At 70.3% G+C, this 16,156-nt stretch carries 14 protein-coding genes; 6 read left to right on the top strand and 8 right to left on the bottom strand.

All coding sequences use genetic code 11. The annotated features are described in order from the left end of the window. The first annotated feature begins 166 nt into the window (after positions 1-166). Both KGQ91_RS04865 and KGQ91_RS04860 read left to right on the top strand, forming a co-directional pair. A complete protein-coding gene (locus KGQ91_RS04865; RefSeq protein WP_224416040.1) occupies positions 167-649 on the top strand; it encodes a DoxX family protein in 483 nt (160 codons plus the stop codon). Between the two features lie 37 nt (positions 650-686). Continuing rightward, positions 687-1,496 carry a DODA-type extradiol aromatic ring-opening family dioxygenase gene (locus KGQ91_RS04860; protein ID WP_224420411.1) on the top strand — a complete coding sequence of 270 codons (810 nt, stop codon included), beginning with the start codon at positions 687-689 and terminating at the stop codon, positions 1,494-1,496. Positions 1,497-1,509: 13 nt separating this feature from the next. Here KGQ91_RS04860 and KGQ91_RS04855 read toward each other — a convergent pair whose 3' ends face one another. Beyond that, positions 1,510-2,760 carry an amino acid deaminase gene (locus KGQ91_RS04855; RefSeq protein ID WP_224421376.1) on the bottom strand — a complete coding sequence of 417 codons (1,251 nt, stop codon included), beginning with the start codon at positions 2,758-2,760 and terminating at the stop codon, positions 1,510-1,512. A gap of 188 nt (positions 2,761-2,948) precedes the next feature. On the opposite strand from KGQ91_RS04855, the gene efeU reads away from it, so the two are divergent. The 4 genes from efeU to efeO (KGQ91_RS04835) are packed head-to-tail and all read left to right on the top strand — an operon-like array spanning position 2,949 to position 7,157. After that, positions 2,949-3,785, top strand: coding sequence for an iron uptake transporter permease EfeU (gene efeU / locus KGQ91_RS04850; protein ID WP_224420410.1), 837 nt, complete (start codon positions 2,949-2,951; stop codon positions 3,783-3,785). Positions 3,786-3,798: 13 nt separating this feature from the next. Next, a complete protein-coding gene (efeO, locus tag KGQ91_RS04845) occupies positions 3,799-4,944 on the top strand; it encodes an iron uptake system protein EfeO (protein WP_224420409.1) in 1,146 nt (381 codons plus the stop codon). A 34-nt stretch (positions 4,945-4,978) separates the two neighbouring features. After that, on the top strand, positions 4,979-6,280 hold the full coding sequence (gene efeB / locus KGQ91_RS04840) for an iron uptake transporter deferrochelatase/peroxidase subunit (protein WP_224420408.1): 1,302 nt from the start codon (positions 4,979-4,981) through the stop codon (positions 6,278-6,280). 40 nt (positions 6,281-6,320) lie between these two features. Then, positions 6,321-7,157 (top strand): iron uptake system protein EfeO, encoded by an 837-nt coding sequence (gene efeO, locus KGQ91_RS04835; protein ID WP_318010248.1) that lies wholly within the window; start codon positions 6,321-6,323, stop codon positions 7,155-7,157. A 63-nt stretch (positions 7,158-7,220) separates the two neighbouring features. Here the strand turns inward: efeO (KGQ91_RS04835) and KGQ91_RS04830 are convergent, their stop codons facing one another. From KGQ91_RS04830 to gcl, 7 genes are all read right to left on the bottom strand, one after another. After that, positions 7,221-7,856: a TetR/AcrR family transcriptional regulator gene (locus KGQ91_RS04830; protein ID WP_224420407.1), complete on the bottom strand. Its 636-nt coding sequence runs from the start codon at positions 7,854-7,856 to the stop codon at positions 7,221-7,223. Then, complete coding sequence (locus KGQ91_RS04825) at positions 7,804-8,961, bottom strand: oxidoreductase (RefSeq protein WP_224420406.1); 1,158 nt, start codon at positions 8,959-8,961, stop codon at positions 7,804-7,806. Before KGQ91_RS04825 ends, KGQ91_RS04830 begins: the two co-directional genes overlap by 53 nt. A 113-nt stretch (positions 8,962-9,074) precedes the next feature. Then, the gene (pyk, locus tag KGQ91_RS04820) at positions 9,075-10,544 is read right to left on the bottom strand and encodes a pyruvate kinase (RefSeq protein ID WP_224420405.1); all 1,470 of its coding nucleotides are present in this window, start codon (positions 10,542-10,544) and stop codon (positions 9,075-9,077) included. Beyond that, positions 10,544-11,896, bottom strand: a complete 1,353-nt coding sequence (locus KGQ91_RS04815) for a glycerate kinase type-2 family protein (protein ID WP_224420404.1) — start codon at positions 11,894-11,896, stop codon at positions 10,544-10,546. Before KGQ91_RS04815 ends, pyk begins: the two co-directional genes overlap by 1 nt. 190 nt (positions 11,897-12,086) lie before the next feature. Further along, on the bottom strand, positions 12,087-12,971 hold the full coding sequence (locus KGQ91_RS04810) for a 2-hydroxy-3-oxopropionate reductase (RefSeq protein WP_224420403.1): 885 nt from the start codon (positions 12,969-12,971) through the stop codon (positions 12,087-12,089). A 215-nt stretch (positions 12,972-13,186) separates the two neighbouring features. Beyond that, on the bottom strand, positions 13,187-13,966 hold the full coding sequence (gene hyi, locus KGQ91_RS04805; protein WP_163647934.1) for a hydroxypyruvate isomerase: 780 nt from the start codon (positions 13,964-13,966) through the stop codon (positions 13,187-13,189). 160 nt (positions 13,967-14,126) lie between these two features. Then, a complete protein-coding gene (gcl, locus tag KGQ91_RS04800) occupies positions 14,127-15,905 on the bottom strand; it encodes a glyoxylate carboligase (protein ID WP_224420402.1) in 1,779 nt (592 codons plus the stop codon). Between the last annotated feature and the right edge of the window lie 251 nt (positions 15,906-16,156).

Below are 16,156 nucleotides of genomic sequence, written 5' to 3'. Positions count from 1 at the left end.
GATCGCTCCAGAGGGCGGGGGCACCCATATTATCAACGCAACATTGCTAAACAGCCAATGACTGCCCTCTTATTCTCTTTTCCCGGCAACAGTAAAGTGGCGCCATCCTCCCCCGAGGGAAGGGCCCTCGGGCTACATTCGTAGAGAAAGAATCAAGGTGACGACCATGAACTCTCGATTCGCACACAACCTGGTGCACACCCGCGCCGGCCTGGCCGCGCTGGTCCTGCGGGTTCCGGTGGGGCTGATCCTGGCCGCCCACGGGTCACAGAAACTGTTCGGCTGGTTCGGTGGCTACGGGCTGGAAGGCACCGGCCAGTGGCTGGCCAGCATCGGCCTGGCGCCGGGCCACCTGATGGCGCTGCTGGCCGGCAGTGCCGAGTTCTTCGGCGGGCTGGCGCTGGTGCTGGGCCTGCTGGCCCGTCCGGCGGCGCTGGTGGTGGCCTTCACCATGCTGGTGGCCATCGTCTCGGTGCATATCGGCAATGGCCTGTTCATCGCCAACAACGGCTTCGAGTACGCCCTGAGCCTGTTCGTGGTCATGCTGGCCCTGGCCATCCAGGGCGCGGGACGCTTCTCGCTGGACGGCCTGCTGGCCTCGCGCCTCGCGGATGGCGGCGTCGGCCGGCACGCGGCAACCGGCCAGTGACGCGTGCCGAACTCGTCCCCCTGAAGGAGCCAACGTCATGACCTCCACGACCGATGTGCTTTTCCTGTCCCACGGCGGCGGCCCGATGCCGCTGCTGGGCGACCCGGATCACCGCGAGATGGTGGAGCGGCTCACCGAGCTCGCCGGCCGGCTGCGCCGGCCCTCCGCCATCCTGGTCATCAGTGCCCACTGGGAGGAGACAGTGCCGACGATCACCTCGGGGGCCAGCCCGGGGCTGATCTACGACTACTACGGCTTCCCGCCCGAGTCCTACGCGATCACCTATCCCTGCCCCGGCGACCCGGCACTGGCGCGGCAGGTCCAGCAGGCGCTGGAGCAGGCCGGAATGGCCGCCCGGCTGGATGACCGGCGGGGCTTCGACCACGGGCTGTTCGTGCCCCTCAAGCTGATGTACCCGCAGGCGGACATCCCCTGCGTGCAGCTGTCGCTGGTCGACAGCCTGGATGCCGAGACCCACCTGGCCATCGGCCGGGCCCTGCAGGCGCTGGACGTCCCGGACCTGCTGGTGATCGGCTCCGGGTTCTCCTTCCACAACATGAAGGCATTCTTCGGGCCCTCCAGCCCCGAGATCGAGGCCCGCAATCGGGCCTTCGAGGCGTGGCTCGAGACGACCTGCGGCGACACGGGGCTCACCGAAGCCCAGCGTGCCGAGCGGCTGGTCCACTGGGAGCGCGCCCCCCATGCCCGCTTCTGCCATCCCCGGGAGGAGCACCTGCTGCCGCTGCACGTGTGCTACGGCCTGGCGGGCCGACCCAGCGAGCCGCCCATCGTCGCCACGATCCTGCGCAAGCGGGCGGGGATGTTCCTCTGGCAGGGCGACCGCTGAGCATGCCGCGGATTCAGAAGCGGGTTTCCATGACCTCCTGCACCGCGAGGTGGCCATCGACACGCAGCACCCGGCGCCACTTGTCGAAGGTCAGGCAGGGGTGCGAGGCGCCGAACGCCACGATGTCGCCGACGCGCATGTCGCCGACGCACACGTCGCCCCCTCCCGCCGGCAGCGCCAGGAAGGCGTGCTGGTCCATCAGCCGGGTCACCCGCCAGCCCGTCACGTCCAGCGGCTGATCGGCCCGCCCGCCCTCACGGAAGCGGCGCAGCGGCACCGGCAGGCTGTCGGCGCCGATATCGCGCTTGCCGAGCGCGGCGATCGCCAGCCCCGGCTCGGGCAGCGACTGGATCTGGGCGAAGACCTCCAGCGCCGGGCGCAGGCCCTCGTGCAGCGCCGGGCGGCGCGCCAGCACGCCCTGCTGGGCCTCGCGGTAGATGCCGTGATCGTGGACCACGTAGCAGCCGGGGCGCAGGACCGGCGTGAAGCGGGCCGTGATCCCGGACGCCTCGAAGACCTCGGCCACCAGGTCGTACCAGGCCGAGCCCGCCGCGGTGATGATCGGCGTCTCGACCGGGAAATGCCCCGCCCGATCGAGGCGACGCGCCGCCTCGACCAGCCGCGCGGCATAGTCGCGCACCGCCGAGACCGGATCGGCCGCCTGCACCACCCCCTCGTAGCCCTCCAGCCCGATCAGGCGCAGCGCCGGCTCGGCCGCGATCCGTTGCGCCAGCGCCTCGACCTGTTCCAGCGCGCGACAGCCGGTGCGCCCGCCGGGCACGCCCAGCTCGATCAGCACGTCGAGGGTCTGCCCTCGTTCGGCGAAGAAGGCCCCCAGTTCGCGGATGTTGTCCGCGCCGTCCACCACGCAGCAGAACTCGGCGCCGGCGGCCAGCAACTCGGCGACGATCGTCATGTTGGCGCGGCCGACGAGCTGGTTGGCCATCAGCAGGCGCGTCACCCCGGCGGCGAAGGCGGCCCGGCACTGCGGCGCGGTGGCCAGGGTGATGCCCCAGGCGCCGGCGTCGAGCTGACGCTGGAACAGCGCCGGCGCCATGGTGGTCTTGCCGTGGGGCGCGAGATACGCGCCGTGGGCCTCGGCAAAGCGCTGCATCCACGCCAGGTTGTGGGCCAGCGCCGGTTCGTGGATCACCGCCGCCGGCAGGCTCACGTCCGCCAGCAGGTCGGTTCCGGTCTCGGGCAGGCCCTTGTCGCCGGACGGCGCCCCGTCGGGCGACGCTTCGCCGGACAGCCGCCCGCCCATCGCGCTCTCACTTGCTGTTGTCGTCATCGCTGTCTCCCTCGATCGCCTGTTGGTGACGCCTCGCGACATTCTGCCATCCCGGCCGACTTGCCGCCGCCTTGAGGAAGGAGTAACCTTTGCATTCGATAACGAATCTCATTCGTTATCGAGAATGCGTCCTTTCACCCCGTCTCATCAGGACTCCCGACATGCTCGTTCCCTTTCTCATCATGCTGCGCGAAGGGCTCGAAGCCGCCCTGATCGTCGGCATCATCGCCAGCTACCTCAAGCAGACCGGCCGCGGCGCCTGGATGCCCGCCGTGTGGATCGGCATCCTTCTGGCCACCACGCTGGCGCTGCTTGTCGGCGCCGGCCTGCAGTTCGCCAGTGCCGAGTTTCCCCAGCGCGAGCAGGAGCTGTTCGAGGCCTTCGTCGGCCTGGTCGCCGTGGGTGTGCTGACCTGGATGGTCTTCTGGATGCGTCGCGCCGCCCGGGGCATGCGCCAGGCGCTGACCGGCGCCCTCGACGATGCCTTCGCCAGCGGCCGGGGCCACAGCCTGGCGCTGATCGGCATGGTGTTTCTCGCCGTCGCCCGCGAGGGCCTGGAATCGGTGTTCTTCCTGCTCGCGGTGTTCCAGCAGAGTGCCGGCAGCGCCGCACCGCTGGGCGCCCTGCTGGGCATCCTCGCCTCGGTGGCGGTGGGCCTGGCCATCTACCGCGGCAGCCTGCGGCTCAACCTGGCGCACTTCTTCCGCCTGACCGGGCTGTTCATCCTGCTGGTGGCCGCCGGCCTGCTTGCCGGCGCCGTGCGCGCCCTGCATGAGGCCGGGCTGTGGAACCACGCCCAGCAGGTGCTCTTCGATCTGGGCGGGCGCCTGCCGCTGGACTCGCCGCTGGGCGCGGTGTTCTCGGGCGTGTTCGGCTACCAGCCCGCCCCCACGCTCGGCGAGGCCGTGGTCTATGTGGGCTACCTGCTGATCACCCTGCTGGCCTTCTTCCGCCCCGCCCCGGCGCGGGCCGCCACCCCGCAGGCCGATGCCCGCTGACCGGAGAGCCACCATGAGTCAATCTACCCCCCCGTCATCGCGTCTGCTCAGGCTGGGCGTGCCGGCCGCCGCCGCGGCGATGCTGGCTGCGCTGGGGCTGTTCGCCCTGTCGCTGGACGGCCGTGGCAGCCCCGACGCCGGCACCCGGCTGGTCGTCACCGCCGAGGGCTGCCGGCCCGAGACGCTCAGCGTGCCCGCCGGCGACACCACCTTCACCCTCGTCAACGACTCCGAGCGTGCCATCGAGTGGGAGATTCTCGACGGGGTGATGGTGCTCGAGGAGCGCGAGAACATCGCCCCCGGCCTGCACCAGCCGCTGACCGCCCGACTTGCCCCCGGCGACTACACCATGACCTGCGGCCTGCTGAGCAATCCGCGCGGCACGCTGCACGTCACCGCCAACGACGAGGCGGCGCCGGTGGCCCGCCTGGCGCGCCAGGACTTCGTCGCTGCCCTGGCCGAGTACAAGGTCTACCTCACCCTGCAAGGCCGGCGGCTGACCGACGCCGCCGACACCCTGCGAGAGGCCATCGTCGCCGGTGATCTCGAGACAGCCCGAGCCGCCTACCGCCGGGCGCGGCTGATCGACCAGCGCCTGGCGATGGCCACCGGGCTGTTCAGCGACCTGGATCAGCGCCTCAACGCCCACGCCGACGACTTCGCCCGCCGCGAGAACGACCCGCGGTTCGTCGGCTTTCACCGCCTGGCCCACGGCCTGTTCACGGCCGGCAGCACCGAGGGCCTGGCACCGGTCGCCGCGCAGCTGGTCGAGGACGTCCGGACGCTGACGACGCGCCTGCGCCGGGCGTCGATTCCCCCGGCCCAGCTGGCCGAGGGCAGCGCCCGGGCACTGCAGGTCTGGCTCGACCACAGCGGCGACCCGACCGCCGATCAATCGGCACTGGATGCCCGCGAGCGGCGCGACCTGCACGGCCTGACCCAGGGTGCCGACAAGATCGTCTCGCTGCTCGACCCGCTGCTCGAACGCCGCGCCCCGACGCTGCGCCAGCGGCTGCACGATGCGCTCGACACGCTCCAGAAGGCCCTGACCGATAGCACCACGGCGGACGGCGCCGACCGCGACGCCCTGGTGGCGGACACCCGGGCGCTGGTCGATGCCCTGCAGGAACTCAATCCCGCGCTGGCCCTGAACGGCTGACCCTTCAACGTTTGCGATATCACGGTTTTCCGCCATGAGTGACCAACCCGACAACACCTCACGCTGCCCGTTCACGCTGAATCGCCGCCGCTTCCTGCAGGGGCTCGGCGCGGCCGGCGCCGGTGTCGCCGCCGGCGGCCTGGGGCTGCCGGCTCGCGCCGCCGATGGCCATGCCGTCACCGGTGCCCCGGTCAGCACCACCACGGCGCAGGCCTACCCCTTCCACGGCCGCCATCAGCAGGGCATTCTCACCCCGCGGCCGGCGGCCGGCATGGTGGTCGCCTGCGACGTGCTGGCCCGCGACCGCGCCGGGCTCGAACGCCTGCTGCGCACGCTCACCGAGCGCATCGCCTTCCTGACCGAGGGCGGTACCTACCCCGAGCGCGACCCCGCCTACCCGCCGGCGGACTCCGGCATCCTCGGGCCGACCATCGCCCCGGACGGGCTGACCGTCACCGTCTCGCTCGGCGCCTCGCTGTTCGATGCGCGCTTCGGCCTGGCCGACGCCCGGCCGCGCCACCTGCAGCGCATGACCGGCTTTCCCAACGACGCCCTGGAGCCGGAACGCTGCCACGGCGACCTGTCGCTGCAGATCTGCGCTAACACCCACGACACCACCCTTCACGCCCTGCGCGATCTCATCAAGCACACCCCGGGGCTGCTGATGGTGCGCTGGAAACAGGAGGGCACGGTCCCGGTGGTGCCGCCCCGCGACCACGGTCCGACGCCCAGCGCGCGCAACTACCTGGGCTTTCGCGACGGCACGGCCAACCCGGACACCGACGACGCCACGCTGATGGACACGCTGATCTGGACCGGCAGCGACCCCGAGGAGCCGGCCTGGACCCGTGGCGGCAGCTATCAGGTGGTGCGCCTCATCCGCAACTACGTGGAGCGCTGGGATCGCACCCCGCTGGCCGAGCAGGAAGCCGTGTTCGGCCGCCGCAAGGCCAGCGGCGCGCCGCTGGACGGCGAGCGGGAGCACGACACCCCCGACTACGCCGCCGACCCCGGGGGCAGGATCACCCCGCTCGACGCCCACATCCGCCTGGCCAATCCCCGCACGCCGGGCTTCGAGACACACCGCATCCTGCGCCGGCCGTTCAACTACTCCAACGGCGTCGAGGCCAACGGCCAGCTCGACATGGGCCTGTTGTTCATCGTCTACCAGGCGGACCTGGAGGCGGGCTTCATCACCGCGCAGAACCGCCTCAACGGCGAGCCGCTGGAGGAGTACATCCAGCCGGTCGGCGGCGGCTACTTCTTCACCCTGCCGGGCGCCGTCGACGCAAGCGACTACCTGGGTCGCGCGCTGCTCGAGGCGACCGCGATCTGATGCCGACCCACCACTCCACCCCCGATCAAGGAGTCATTGCATGTCACCCCGTTCGCTGCTGATTGCCGCTGCCGCCTTCGGCCTCATGGCCCTGCAGGCCCCCGCCCGGGCCGATGTCGACCCCGAGGCGCTGGTCGAGCCGGTCGCCGACTACAAGCTCTACGTGCTCGACAACCTCGACGCCTTCGTCAGCCACACCCGTGACTTCACCCGGGCCATCAAGGCCGGCGACCTCGAGCGCGCCCAGTCGCTGTACGCACCGACCCGCGTCTACTACGAGCGCATCGAGCCGGTCGCCGAGCTGTTCGCCGACCTCGACGCCAGCATCGACGCCCGCGAGGACGACTACGAGAAGGGCGTCGACGACCCCGACTTCACTGGCTTCCACCGCCTCGAGTACGGCCTGTTCAAGCAGCGGACCACCGACGGGCTGGCCCCCTATGCCAGGCGCCTGATGAGCGACGTCGACGACCTGGAATCCCGCGTGCAGGGCCTGACCTTCCCGCCGGCCAGGGTGGTCGGCGGCGCCGCGGCGCTGATGGAGGAAGTGGCCGCGACCAAGGTCAGCGGCGAGGAGGATCGCTACAGCCACACCGACCTGTGGGACTTCCAGGGTAATGTGGACGGCTCGCAGAAGATCTTCGCGCTGTTCAAGCCGCTGATCGCCGAGGAGGACCCGGCGTTCGTCGAACGCGTCGAGGACAACTTCGCCGCCGTCGAGGCGACGCTCGCCCACTACCGGCTGGCGGCGGACGACCCCGAGGCGGGTTTCGTCAGCTACGAGAAGGTCAGCGACGCGGATCGCCGCGCCCTGGTCGGCCCGGTGACCGTGCTCGCCGAGGACCTCTCGACCCTGCGCGGCAAGCTGGGGCTGTAGGGCGGCCGGAAAGGCCGGAGAAGGTCAGGAGGGAGCCGGCGCCGCCGGCTCCTGAACGCAGACTCAGGCCGAGGCGCCACCCCGCAACAGCGCCACGGCCTGACGAATTGCCTCGCGCGCGGGCGCGGTATCGCCCTGCGCCTTGGTCAGGGTCGCCGCGCCCTGCTGCAGGGCCATGACGAAGGCCGCCAGCGACGCGGGCGGCGCCGTGGCGGCGATCTCGCCTCGCGCCTGCAGGTCGGCGATGACCGGCGTCAGCGCCGCCTCGACCCCGCCGAAACAGGTCTTCACGGCCTCGCGATAGCCATCCTCGCTCTCGTGAAGGCCGGCCACGATGGTCCCCGCGGGGCAGCCGCGCCGGCAGTGCAACGCCTCCAGCTCCTCGATGAAGCCGAGCAGCCAGCGCTCCAAGGCCGCCAGGGTGGCAACCTCCTCGCGCAGCGGCGTCATGGACGCCTCGAGGCGTGCCTCGAAGTCGCCCAGCACCGCCTCGACCAGCGCATCCTTGTTGCGAAAGTGCTGATAGAACTGGCTCTTGCCGGCGCCGGCCCGACGCAGGATGGCGTCCAGGCCGGTGCCGTCGACGCCGCGCGCGTGGAACAGCTCGGCGGCGGCGTCGACGATGCGGCGCCGGGTCTGTTCGCCCTTACGCCGGAGCGGCGGTTTCCCGGGTGTCGGTGTGGTTTGCGGAGACTCCATTGCGTTCTCGCCATTGCGCTTCGGTGGCCAGATTGGCGTGCGGGGCCAGCATAGCAAAATCCATCGCCGTCAGCGGCAAACCCTCGCGCACGCGCCGTGGCCAGTCCCGGTTGGCCAGCGCCAGCTTGCCGACCGCCACCAGGTCCGCCTCGCCGGCGGTCAGTACCGCTTCCGCCAGCGCCGGATCGCCCAGATTGCCGTTGGCGATGACCGGCACGCCGACACGCTCCCGCGCCAGGGCCGCCAGGCTCTGCTCGGTGCCCTCGAAGGCGGGTGCCCGTGCGTCGATGTCGGACAGGTGCACGTAGTCCAGAGCCTCCTCGGCCACGCCCCGCAGCAGGGCATCGGCCTCGTCCAGACCGGCCCAGCGATAGTCCGGATCGGTCACCTTCACCTGGGAAAGACGGATGCCGACCAGGAAATCCTCGCCAACCGCGTCGCGCACCGCCCGGATGACAGCACGGGGCAGGGCCAGGCGTCCTTCGACGCTGCCACCCCAGCGATCGCGGCGCCGGTTGAAGCCAGTGGAGAGGAACTGGTCGAGCAGATAGCCATTGGCGGCGTGCAGCTCGACCCCGTCGAAGCCGGCCTCGCGAGCGCGCCGGGCCGCATCGACGAAGCCGGCGATGACCGCCTCGATGTCCGCTTCGCTCATCTCCCGCGGCACGCGGTACGGCCCCTGGCCGCCATAGAAGCCGAGCTGCTCGCCCTTCGGCGCCACCGCGGAGGGCCCGGCGGTATCGTCACGGAAACGGTTGCCCTGGGTCTGGGCGCCGCCATGCATCAGCTGGGCGATGAACATCCCGCCCTGCTCGTGCACCGCTTCCACTACCGGCCGCCAGCTGTCGCGCTGGGCGTCGTTGGCCAGGCCGGGCTGGTTCCGATACCCCTGGCTGTACGCCTCGTCGGTGTAGATGCCCTCGGTGATCAGCGTGGCGAAGCCGCCGGCGGCGAAATCGCGGTAGTAGTCACGCATCGCCGCCGTGGCGTGCCCTTCGGCGGTACCGCTGACCCGCGTCATGGGCGCCAGGACGGCGCGGTTGGCCAGCTCACGCCCCTTGAGGCGCACCGGGCTGAACAGTTGCGAATAGGTCGAGGTGGTCATGGGTTCTCTGACTCCCTGGCAGTCGCTGCCTGAAAATGTACTGATCGGTACATTCTAGGCGGACACCCGCCCGCTTCGCAACACCCGGGGCGCCGGCCGCCGGACCGCCGCCCTCACGGCATCATGACCCGCACCTTGACCGTGTTGGTCCCGCCATGGGCGTTCATGTGATCGCCGCGGGTGAGGATCACGTGATCGCCGCTCGTGGCGATGCCGCGCTCGCGCAGCAGCCTGAGCGCCCGGGCGTCGAGGTCCTCGGCGGGGATGTCGGTGGTGTCGAAGGGCAGCGAGACCACCCCGCGGTAAAGCGCCATGCGCCGCTGGGCGATGGGACTGTGGGCGAGCCCCACGATCGGCAGCCCCGAGCGGATCCGCGAGGCGATCAGCGGCGTGTAGCCGGTGGCGGTCATGCAGGCGATCGCCGCCACGCCCGAAAGGTGGTTGGCGGCGTACATGGCGGACAGCGCCACCGTCTCGTCGATCCGCGAGAAGCCCTCGTGGATGCGGTGCCTGGACTCCTGGGCGCTGCGCTCGCGCTCGGCGCCCAGGCACAGCCGGTCCATCGCCTCGATGGTCTCCACCGGGTAGTCGCCGGCGGCGGTCTCGGCGGAGAGCATCACCGCGTCGGTGCCGTCGAGCACGGCGTTGGCGACGTCGAACACCTCGGCGCGGGTGGGCAGCGGCGACTCGATCATCGACTCCATCATCTGGGTGGCGGTGATCACCGCGCGGTTGAGCGTGCGGGCGCGCTGGATCAGGCGCTTCTGCACGCCGATCAGCTGGGCGTCGCCGATCTCCACGCCGAGATCGCCGCGGGCCACCATCACCGCCTCGCTGGCGCGGATGATGCCGTCCAGCGTCTCGGCGTCGGCGACCGCCTCGGCGCGCTCGATCTTGGCCACCAGGCCGATCTCGGCGCCGGCCTCGCCGAGCAGTTCGCGGGCGAGCGCCATGTCGGCCGCCGAGCGCGGGAAGGACACCGCCAGATAGTCGACGCCGATGTCGATGGCGGTCTTCAGGTCCTCGCGGTCCTTGTCGGTGAGCGCCGCGGCGGAGAGCCCGCCGCCCTGCTTGTTGATACCCTTGTTGTTGGAGAGCTTGCCGCCGACCCGCACGCGGGTGTGCACCCGCGGCGGCTCGACGCGCTCCACCTCGAGCTCGAGGCGACCGTCGTCGAGCAGCAGCACGTCGCCCGGGGCGACATCCTCGGCGAGCTGCCGGTAGTCGCAGCCGACGCGGCTGGCGTCGCCGGCATCGCGGTCGAGCGAGACGTCGAGGACGAACGGCTGGCCGTTCTCGAGGGTCACCGCGCCCTCGGCGAAGCGCGCGATGCGGATCTTGGGCCCCTGCAGGTCGCCGAGCGCGGCGACGGTGCGGCCGTGACGCTCGGCGGCCTCGCGCACCGCGGCCAGGCGGCGGCGGTGGTCCTCGGGGCTGCCGTGGGAGAAGTTGAGGCGTACCACGTCGACACCCGCGGTGATCATCGCGTCGAGCACGCACGCGCGGTCGCTGGCGGGGCCCAGGGTGGCGACGATCTTGGTGCGACGCAGGGGCGCGTGGCGGCGGCTTTCGCTGACACTCATCACAAGGCACCCTCCATCACATCCTCCCTCACACCTTCCTCGTCACGGCGCGGCATCACCAGGATGGCGCGGAAGTCGTTGACGTTGGTACGCGTCGGCCCGGTGACGAGCAGCGCGTCGAGTGCGGCGAAGAAACTGTAGGCGTCGTTGCGCGCCAGATGGTCGGCGGCCGACAGCCGTGCCTCGCGGGCGCGCTGCCAGTGGTCGGGGCCGATCACCGCCCCGGCATTGTCCTCGGAACCGTCGATGCCGTCGGTGTCGACGGCCAGGGCGTGGATGCCCGCGGCGCCCTTGAGGGTGTCGAACACCCCCAGCAGGTACTCGACGTTGCGCCCGCCGCGCCCCTCGCCACGCACGGTGACGCTGGTCTCGCCGCCGGAGAGGATCAGCATCGGGCGGCGGCACTCGCCCTGAGCCTTGATCGCCAGCATCGCCTGGGCGCGTCCCAGGTCGCGGGCCTCGCCCTCGAGGTCGTCGCCCAGCACGCGCACGTCCAGGCCGCTGCGCGCGGCGCGTTCGCGGGCGGCGGCCAGGGCGTCGGCGGCCCGTGCCAGCACCACGACTTCGTCGCGGGCGAAGGCGGGGTCGTCGCGGCGCGGGGCGCTCTGGTCGCTGACCAGATGCCGGCGCACGCTGTCGGGCACGGCGATGCCGCGCCGCTCGAGGATCGCCAGGGCGTCGGCAGGCATGGAGTCGTCGGGCAGCGTGGGGCCGGAAGCGACCAGCGAGGGTTCATCGCCGGGCACATCGGAGATCAGGTAGCTGACCACCCGCGCCGGATGCGCCGCCGCGGCGAGCCGCCCGCCCTTGATCGCCGACAGGTGACGACGCACGGTATTGATCTCGCGGATCGGCGCGCCGCTTCTCAGCAGCTCGCGGTTGAGCGCCTGCTTCTGGCGCAGGGTCAGCCCGGGCGCCGGCCGGGTCATCAGCGCCGAGCCGCCGCCGGAGACCAGCGCGATCACCAGGTCGTCCTCGCCCAGGGGCTCCACCGCGGCCAGCATGCGCTCGGCGGCCTGCTCGCCGAGGGCGTCGGGCATGGGGTGCGAGGCCTCCAGCACCTCGATGCGCCGGCACGCCTCGCCGTGGCCGTGTCGGGTGACCACCAGCCCGTCCAGTGGATCATCGCGGCCGGCATCCCGGGAGCGGGCCTGCCAGGCACGCTCGAGGGCCCGGGCCATCGCCGCCGCGGCCTTGCCGGCGCCGACCACCACGGTACGCCCGCGCGGCGGCTCGGGCAGCCGCTCGGGCAACAGGCTGGCGGGATGAACGGCGGCGATCGCCGTCTCGGCCAGTCGGGTCAGCCAGGTGCGGGTCGCCGCCTCGTCGGCGAAGGGAGTGAACGCCGTCATGCCGGACCTCCTCGGGGGGCATTGCGTCGCTACCGGCCGCCGCGGCAAGCGTCGACCGGGGCCGCCGGGCGCCAGGGCCCGGCGGGTGCGCATGGGGTAAAAAAAGCCCCGCCATGCCGGCCGGCGTGTCGAGAGGCCGGTGGCGGGGTCGCCAGGGGAAGGGAGCGCGGGCGATGGGTCCGCGCGAGGGTCACTCGATCTCGTGGTTGGCCAGCGCCTCGAGGGCCCGGACCATGCCGGCGTGATCCCAGTCGGCGCCGTCGTGGGCGACGCAGGCCTGGAACAGCTGCTGGGCGTTGGCGGTGCCGGGCAGCGCCAGGTTGAGGCTGCGTGCGCCTTCCAGTGCCAGGTTGAGATCCTTCTGGTGCAGCTTGATCTTGAAGCCCGGGTCGAAGGTGCGCTGGATCATGCGCTCGCCGTGGACGTCGAGGATCTTCGACTGGGCCAGGCCGCCGAGCAGCGACTCGCGCACCTTGGCGACGTCGGCACCGGCCTTCGAGGCGAACAGCAGGCCCTCGGAGACCGCCTCGATGGTCAGCGCGACGACGATCTGGTTGGCGACCTTGCAGGTCTGGCCGGCGCCGTGGCCGCCGATATGGGTGATGGTCTTGCCCATGATCTCGAGCAGCGGCTCGGCGCGGGTGAAGCCTTCCTGGGTGGCGCCGACCATGATCGTCAGCGCAGCGTTGATCGCGCCGCCCTCGCCGCCGGAGACCGGGGCGTCGACGTACTCGCCGCCGGCCTCATGTATACGCCGGGCGAAGTCCTGGGTCGCCAGCGGGGCGATCGAGCTCATGTCGATGACCAGGGTGCCGGGCTTGAGCCCCTCGATCACCCCGCCCTCGCCGAACAGCACCTGCTCGACGTCGGGGGTGTCCGGCACCATGGTGATGATCACCTCGGAGGCCTCGGCGACCGCCTTGGGGTCGGCCAGCTCCTGCATACCCTTGTCGGCCAGTTCGCCGGCCAGCGGCTTGTTGCGCTTGACGGTGACCAGCTGGTGGCCGGCGTCGATCAGATGGCCCGCCATGGGACGGCCCATGATGCCCAGGCCGATAAAACCAATCTTGCTCATGATTGTTCTCCTGTCTTGTGATTTGCTGACGTTGAGATATGAGTGTTTGTCACTTACAGGGCACGTCGCTCAGGACCCACAAAGGATGAGCGCCGGGGGCAAGACAGAGCGAGGGTCCTGCGCCATGGATGGCGCAGGTAGCGCCCAGGGAGGGGTTCATAGCGCCCTCGCGTCGTCTTGACGCCGGAACAGCTCATCCGACAGCCATAAACTTCTTAGCCTCGCACCGTATCGAGCCAGCCTAGTCCCTCCTGAGTACCTGCCTTGGGCTTGTACTCGCAACCGATCCAGCCGTCGTAGCCCAACCGGTCGAGGTGGGCGAACAGGAACGGGTAGTTGATCTCGCCGGTGCCCGGCTCGTGGCGGCCCGGGTTGTCGGCCAGCTGCACGTGGGCGATGCGATCGAGGTGCTTCTCGATGGTCGGCGCCAGGTCCCCCTCCATGATCTGCATATGATAGATGTCGTACTGCAGCTTGAGGTTGTCGCTTCCCACCTCGTCGAACAGCGCCAGGGCCTGCTCGGTGCGGTTGAGGAAGAAGCCCGGGATGTCGCGGGTGTTGATCGGTTCGGCGATCAGCAGGATACCGGCGTCGGCGAGCCTGTCGGCGGCGAAGCGCAGGTTCTCCACCAGGGTGCGGCGGGCCTCGGCATCGCTGACGCCCTCGGGCTGGATACCCGCCAGGCAGTTGACCTGAGTGTTGCCCAGCACCTTAGCGTAGTCGATCGCCCGGTCGACACCGGCGCGGAACTCCTCGACCCGATCCGGGTGGCAGGCGATGCCGCGCTCGCCGGCGGCCCAGTCGCCGGCCGGCAGGTTGAACAGCACCTGGGTCAGCCCAAAGTCGTCGAGCCGCTGCCTGATGTCGGCGGCCGGGTAGTCGTAGGGGAAGAGGTACTCGACGCCCTTGAAGCCGGCGTCCGCGGCGGCCTTGAAGCGGTCGAGGAAATCCTCTTCGGTGAACAGCATGCTGAGGTTGGCGGCGAATCTGGGCATATCGGATTCCTTTGGATCGTACATTGTGTCTCGGGGCTGATCCGGTGACAGGCCTGGACGAGGGCGCTGTGAACCCCTCCCTGGGCGCTACCGATTCCCTCCCTGGAATCGGACCCTCTTCAGGCCTGTCCCCGGCGCCCCTCCTCGAGTCAGGTCTCTATCACATCAGCGACGCAATCGACGTCGGCGCCTCCTCGGCGGTCTCGGCCAGCGCCTCGAACTCGTTGACGTCGGCCAGCCCCTTGCCGCTCATGGCGATGTTGGTGACCCGCTCGAGGATCACCTCGACCACCACCGGCACGCGATGCTCGTGCATCAGCTCACGGGCCCGCGCGAAGGCCGGGGCGATGTCGTCCGGGCGGGTGACGCGCAGTGCCTTGCAGCCCAGCCCCTCGACGACCGACACGTGGTCGACGCCGTAGCCGTTGATCTCCGGGCAGTTGATATTCTCGAACGACAGCTGCACGCAGTAATCCATGTCGAAGTTGCGCTGCGCCTGGCGGATCAGTCCCAGGTAGGAGTTGTTCACCAGCACGTGGATGTAGGGCAGGTTGAACTGCGCCCCCACCGCCAGCTCCTCGATCATGAACTGGAAATCGTAGTCGCCCGACAGCGCCACGACCTCGGCATCCGGATCGGCGCGACACACCCCCAGCGCCGCGGGGATCGTCCAGCCCAGCGGCCCGGCCTGGCCGCAGTTGATCCAGTGACGCGGCTTGTAGACGTGCAGGAACTGCGCCCCGGCGATCTGCGACAGGCCGATGGTGCTGACGTAACGGGTGTTCCTGCCGAAGGCGCGGTTCATCTCCTCGTAGACGCGCTGCGGCTTGACCGGCACCTCGTCGAAGTGGGTCTTGCGCAGCAGCGTGCGCTTGCGCTCGCGGCAGGTCTCGGCCCAGGCACTGCGGTCCTTGAGATGGCCGGCCGCCTTGAGGTCGCGGGCGACCTCGATGAACAGCTCCAGCGCGGCCCCGGCATCGGAGACGATGCCGTAGTCCGGACCGAAGATGCGGCCGATCTGGGTCGGCTCGATGTCGACGTGGACGAAGGTCCGCCCCTCGGTGTAGCTGGCCACGTCGCCGGTATGGCGGTTGGCCCAGCGATTGCCGATGCCCATCACGAAGTCCGAGGCCAGCAGCGTCGCGTTGCCGTAGCGGTGCGAGGTCTGCAGCCCGGCCATGCCGGCCATCAGCGGGTGATCGTCGGGAATCGTGCCCCAGCCCATCAGGGTGGGGATGACCGGCACCCCGGTGAGCTCGGCGAACTCGACCAGCTTGTCGGCGGCGTCGGCGTTGATGATGCCGCCCCCGGCCACCAGCAGCGGGCGCTCGGCAGCGTTGAGCATGGCCAGCGCCTTCTCGATCTGGGCGCGGCTGGCGGTCGGCTTGTAGGCCGGCAGCGGCTCGTAGGTGTCGGGGTCGAACTCGATCTCGGCCATCTGCACGTTGATCGGCAGATCGATCAGCACCGGGCCGGGCCGTGAACTGCGCATCAGCTGGAAGGCCTGCTGGAAGGCGCGCGGCACCTGGGCCGGCTCGAGCACGGTGATCGCCCACTTGGTGACCGGCCCGGCGATGGCCTTGATGTCCACCGCCTGGAAGTCTTCCTTGTGCAGCTTGTCGCTGGGCGCCTGCCCGGTGATGCACAGGATGGGGATGGAATCGGCACTGGCCGAGTACAGCCCGGTGATCATGTCGGTTCCCGCCGGACCGGAGGTGCCGATGCACACGCCGATGTTGCCGGCCCGGGCGCGGGTGTAGCCCTCGGCCATGTGCGAGGCGCCCTCGACGTGGCGGGCGAGCACGTGGTCCACGCCGCCGACCTTGCGCAGGGCGGCGTAGAAGGGGTTGATGGCGGCGCCGGGCAGGCCGAAGGCGACGTCGACGCCTTCCTTCCTGAGCACGTGAACGGCGGCTTCTGCTGCGGTCATCCTGGTCACGGGCGGATCCTCCTGAGCGGTTCGAATCGTTGTTGTTGCTGCCAAGTTAGGCCGCCCGACACAGGCTGTCAATATTTTTGGAAATACTTTCCATTAAAAACTCCGACAACGAAAACCTCGCCCGCGGCGCCACCGGCACGGCCTCGCCCCAGGACTCACGGGTGCACTGCAACAAAAAAAACGCCGGCATTGGCCGGCGTGCAGGAAAGGTGTGACAGGAAGCGGGGGGAACGACGACCCGGGCCTCCGAT

It is taken from the genome of Modicisalibacter tunisiensis (genome assembly GCF_020148005.1).
Lineage (GTDB): Bacteria > Pseudomonadota > Gammaproteobacteria > Pseudomonadales > Halomonadaceae > Modicisalibacter > Modicisalibacter tunisiensis.
The sequence above is the reverse complement of the archived record's forward strand: the minus strand, read 5'-3'. Positions and strand labels throughout refer to the sequence as shown.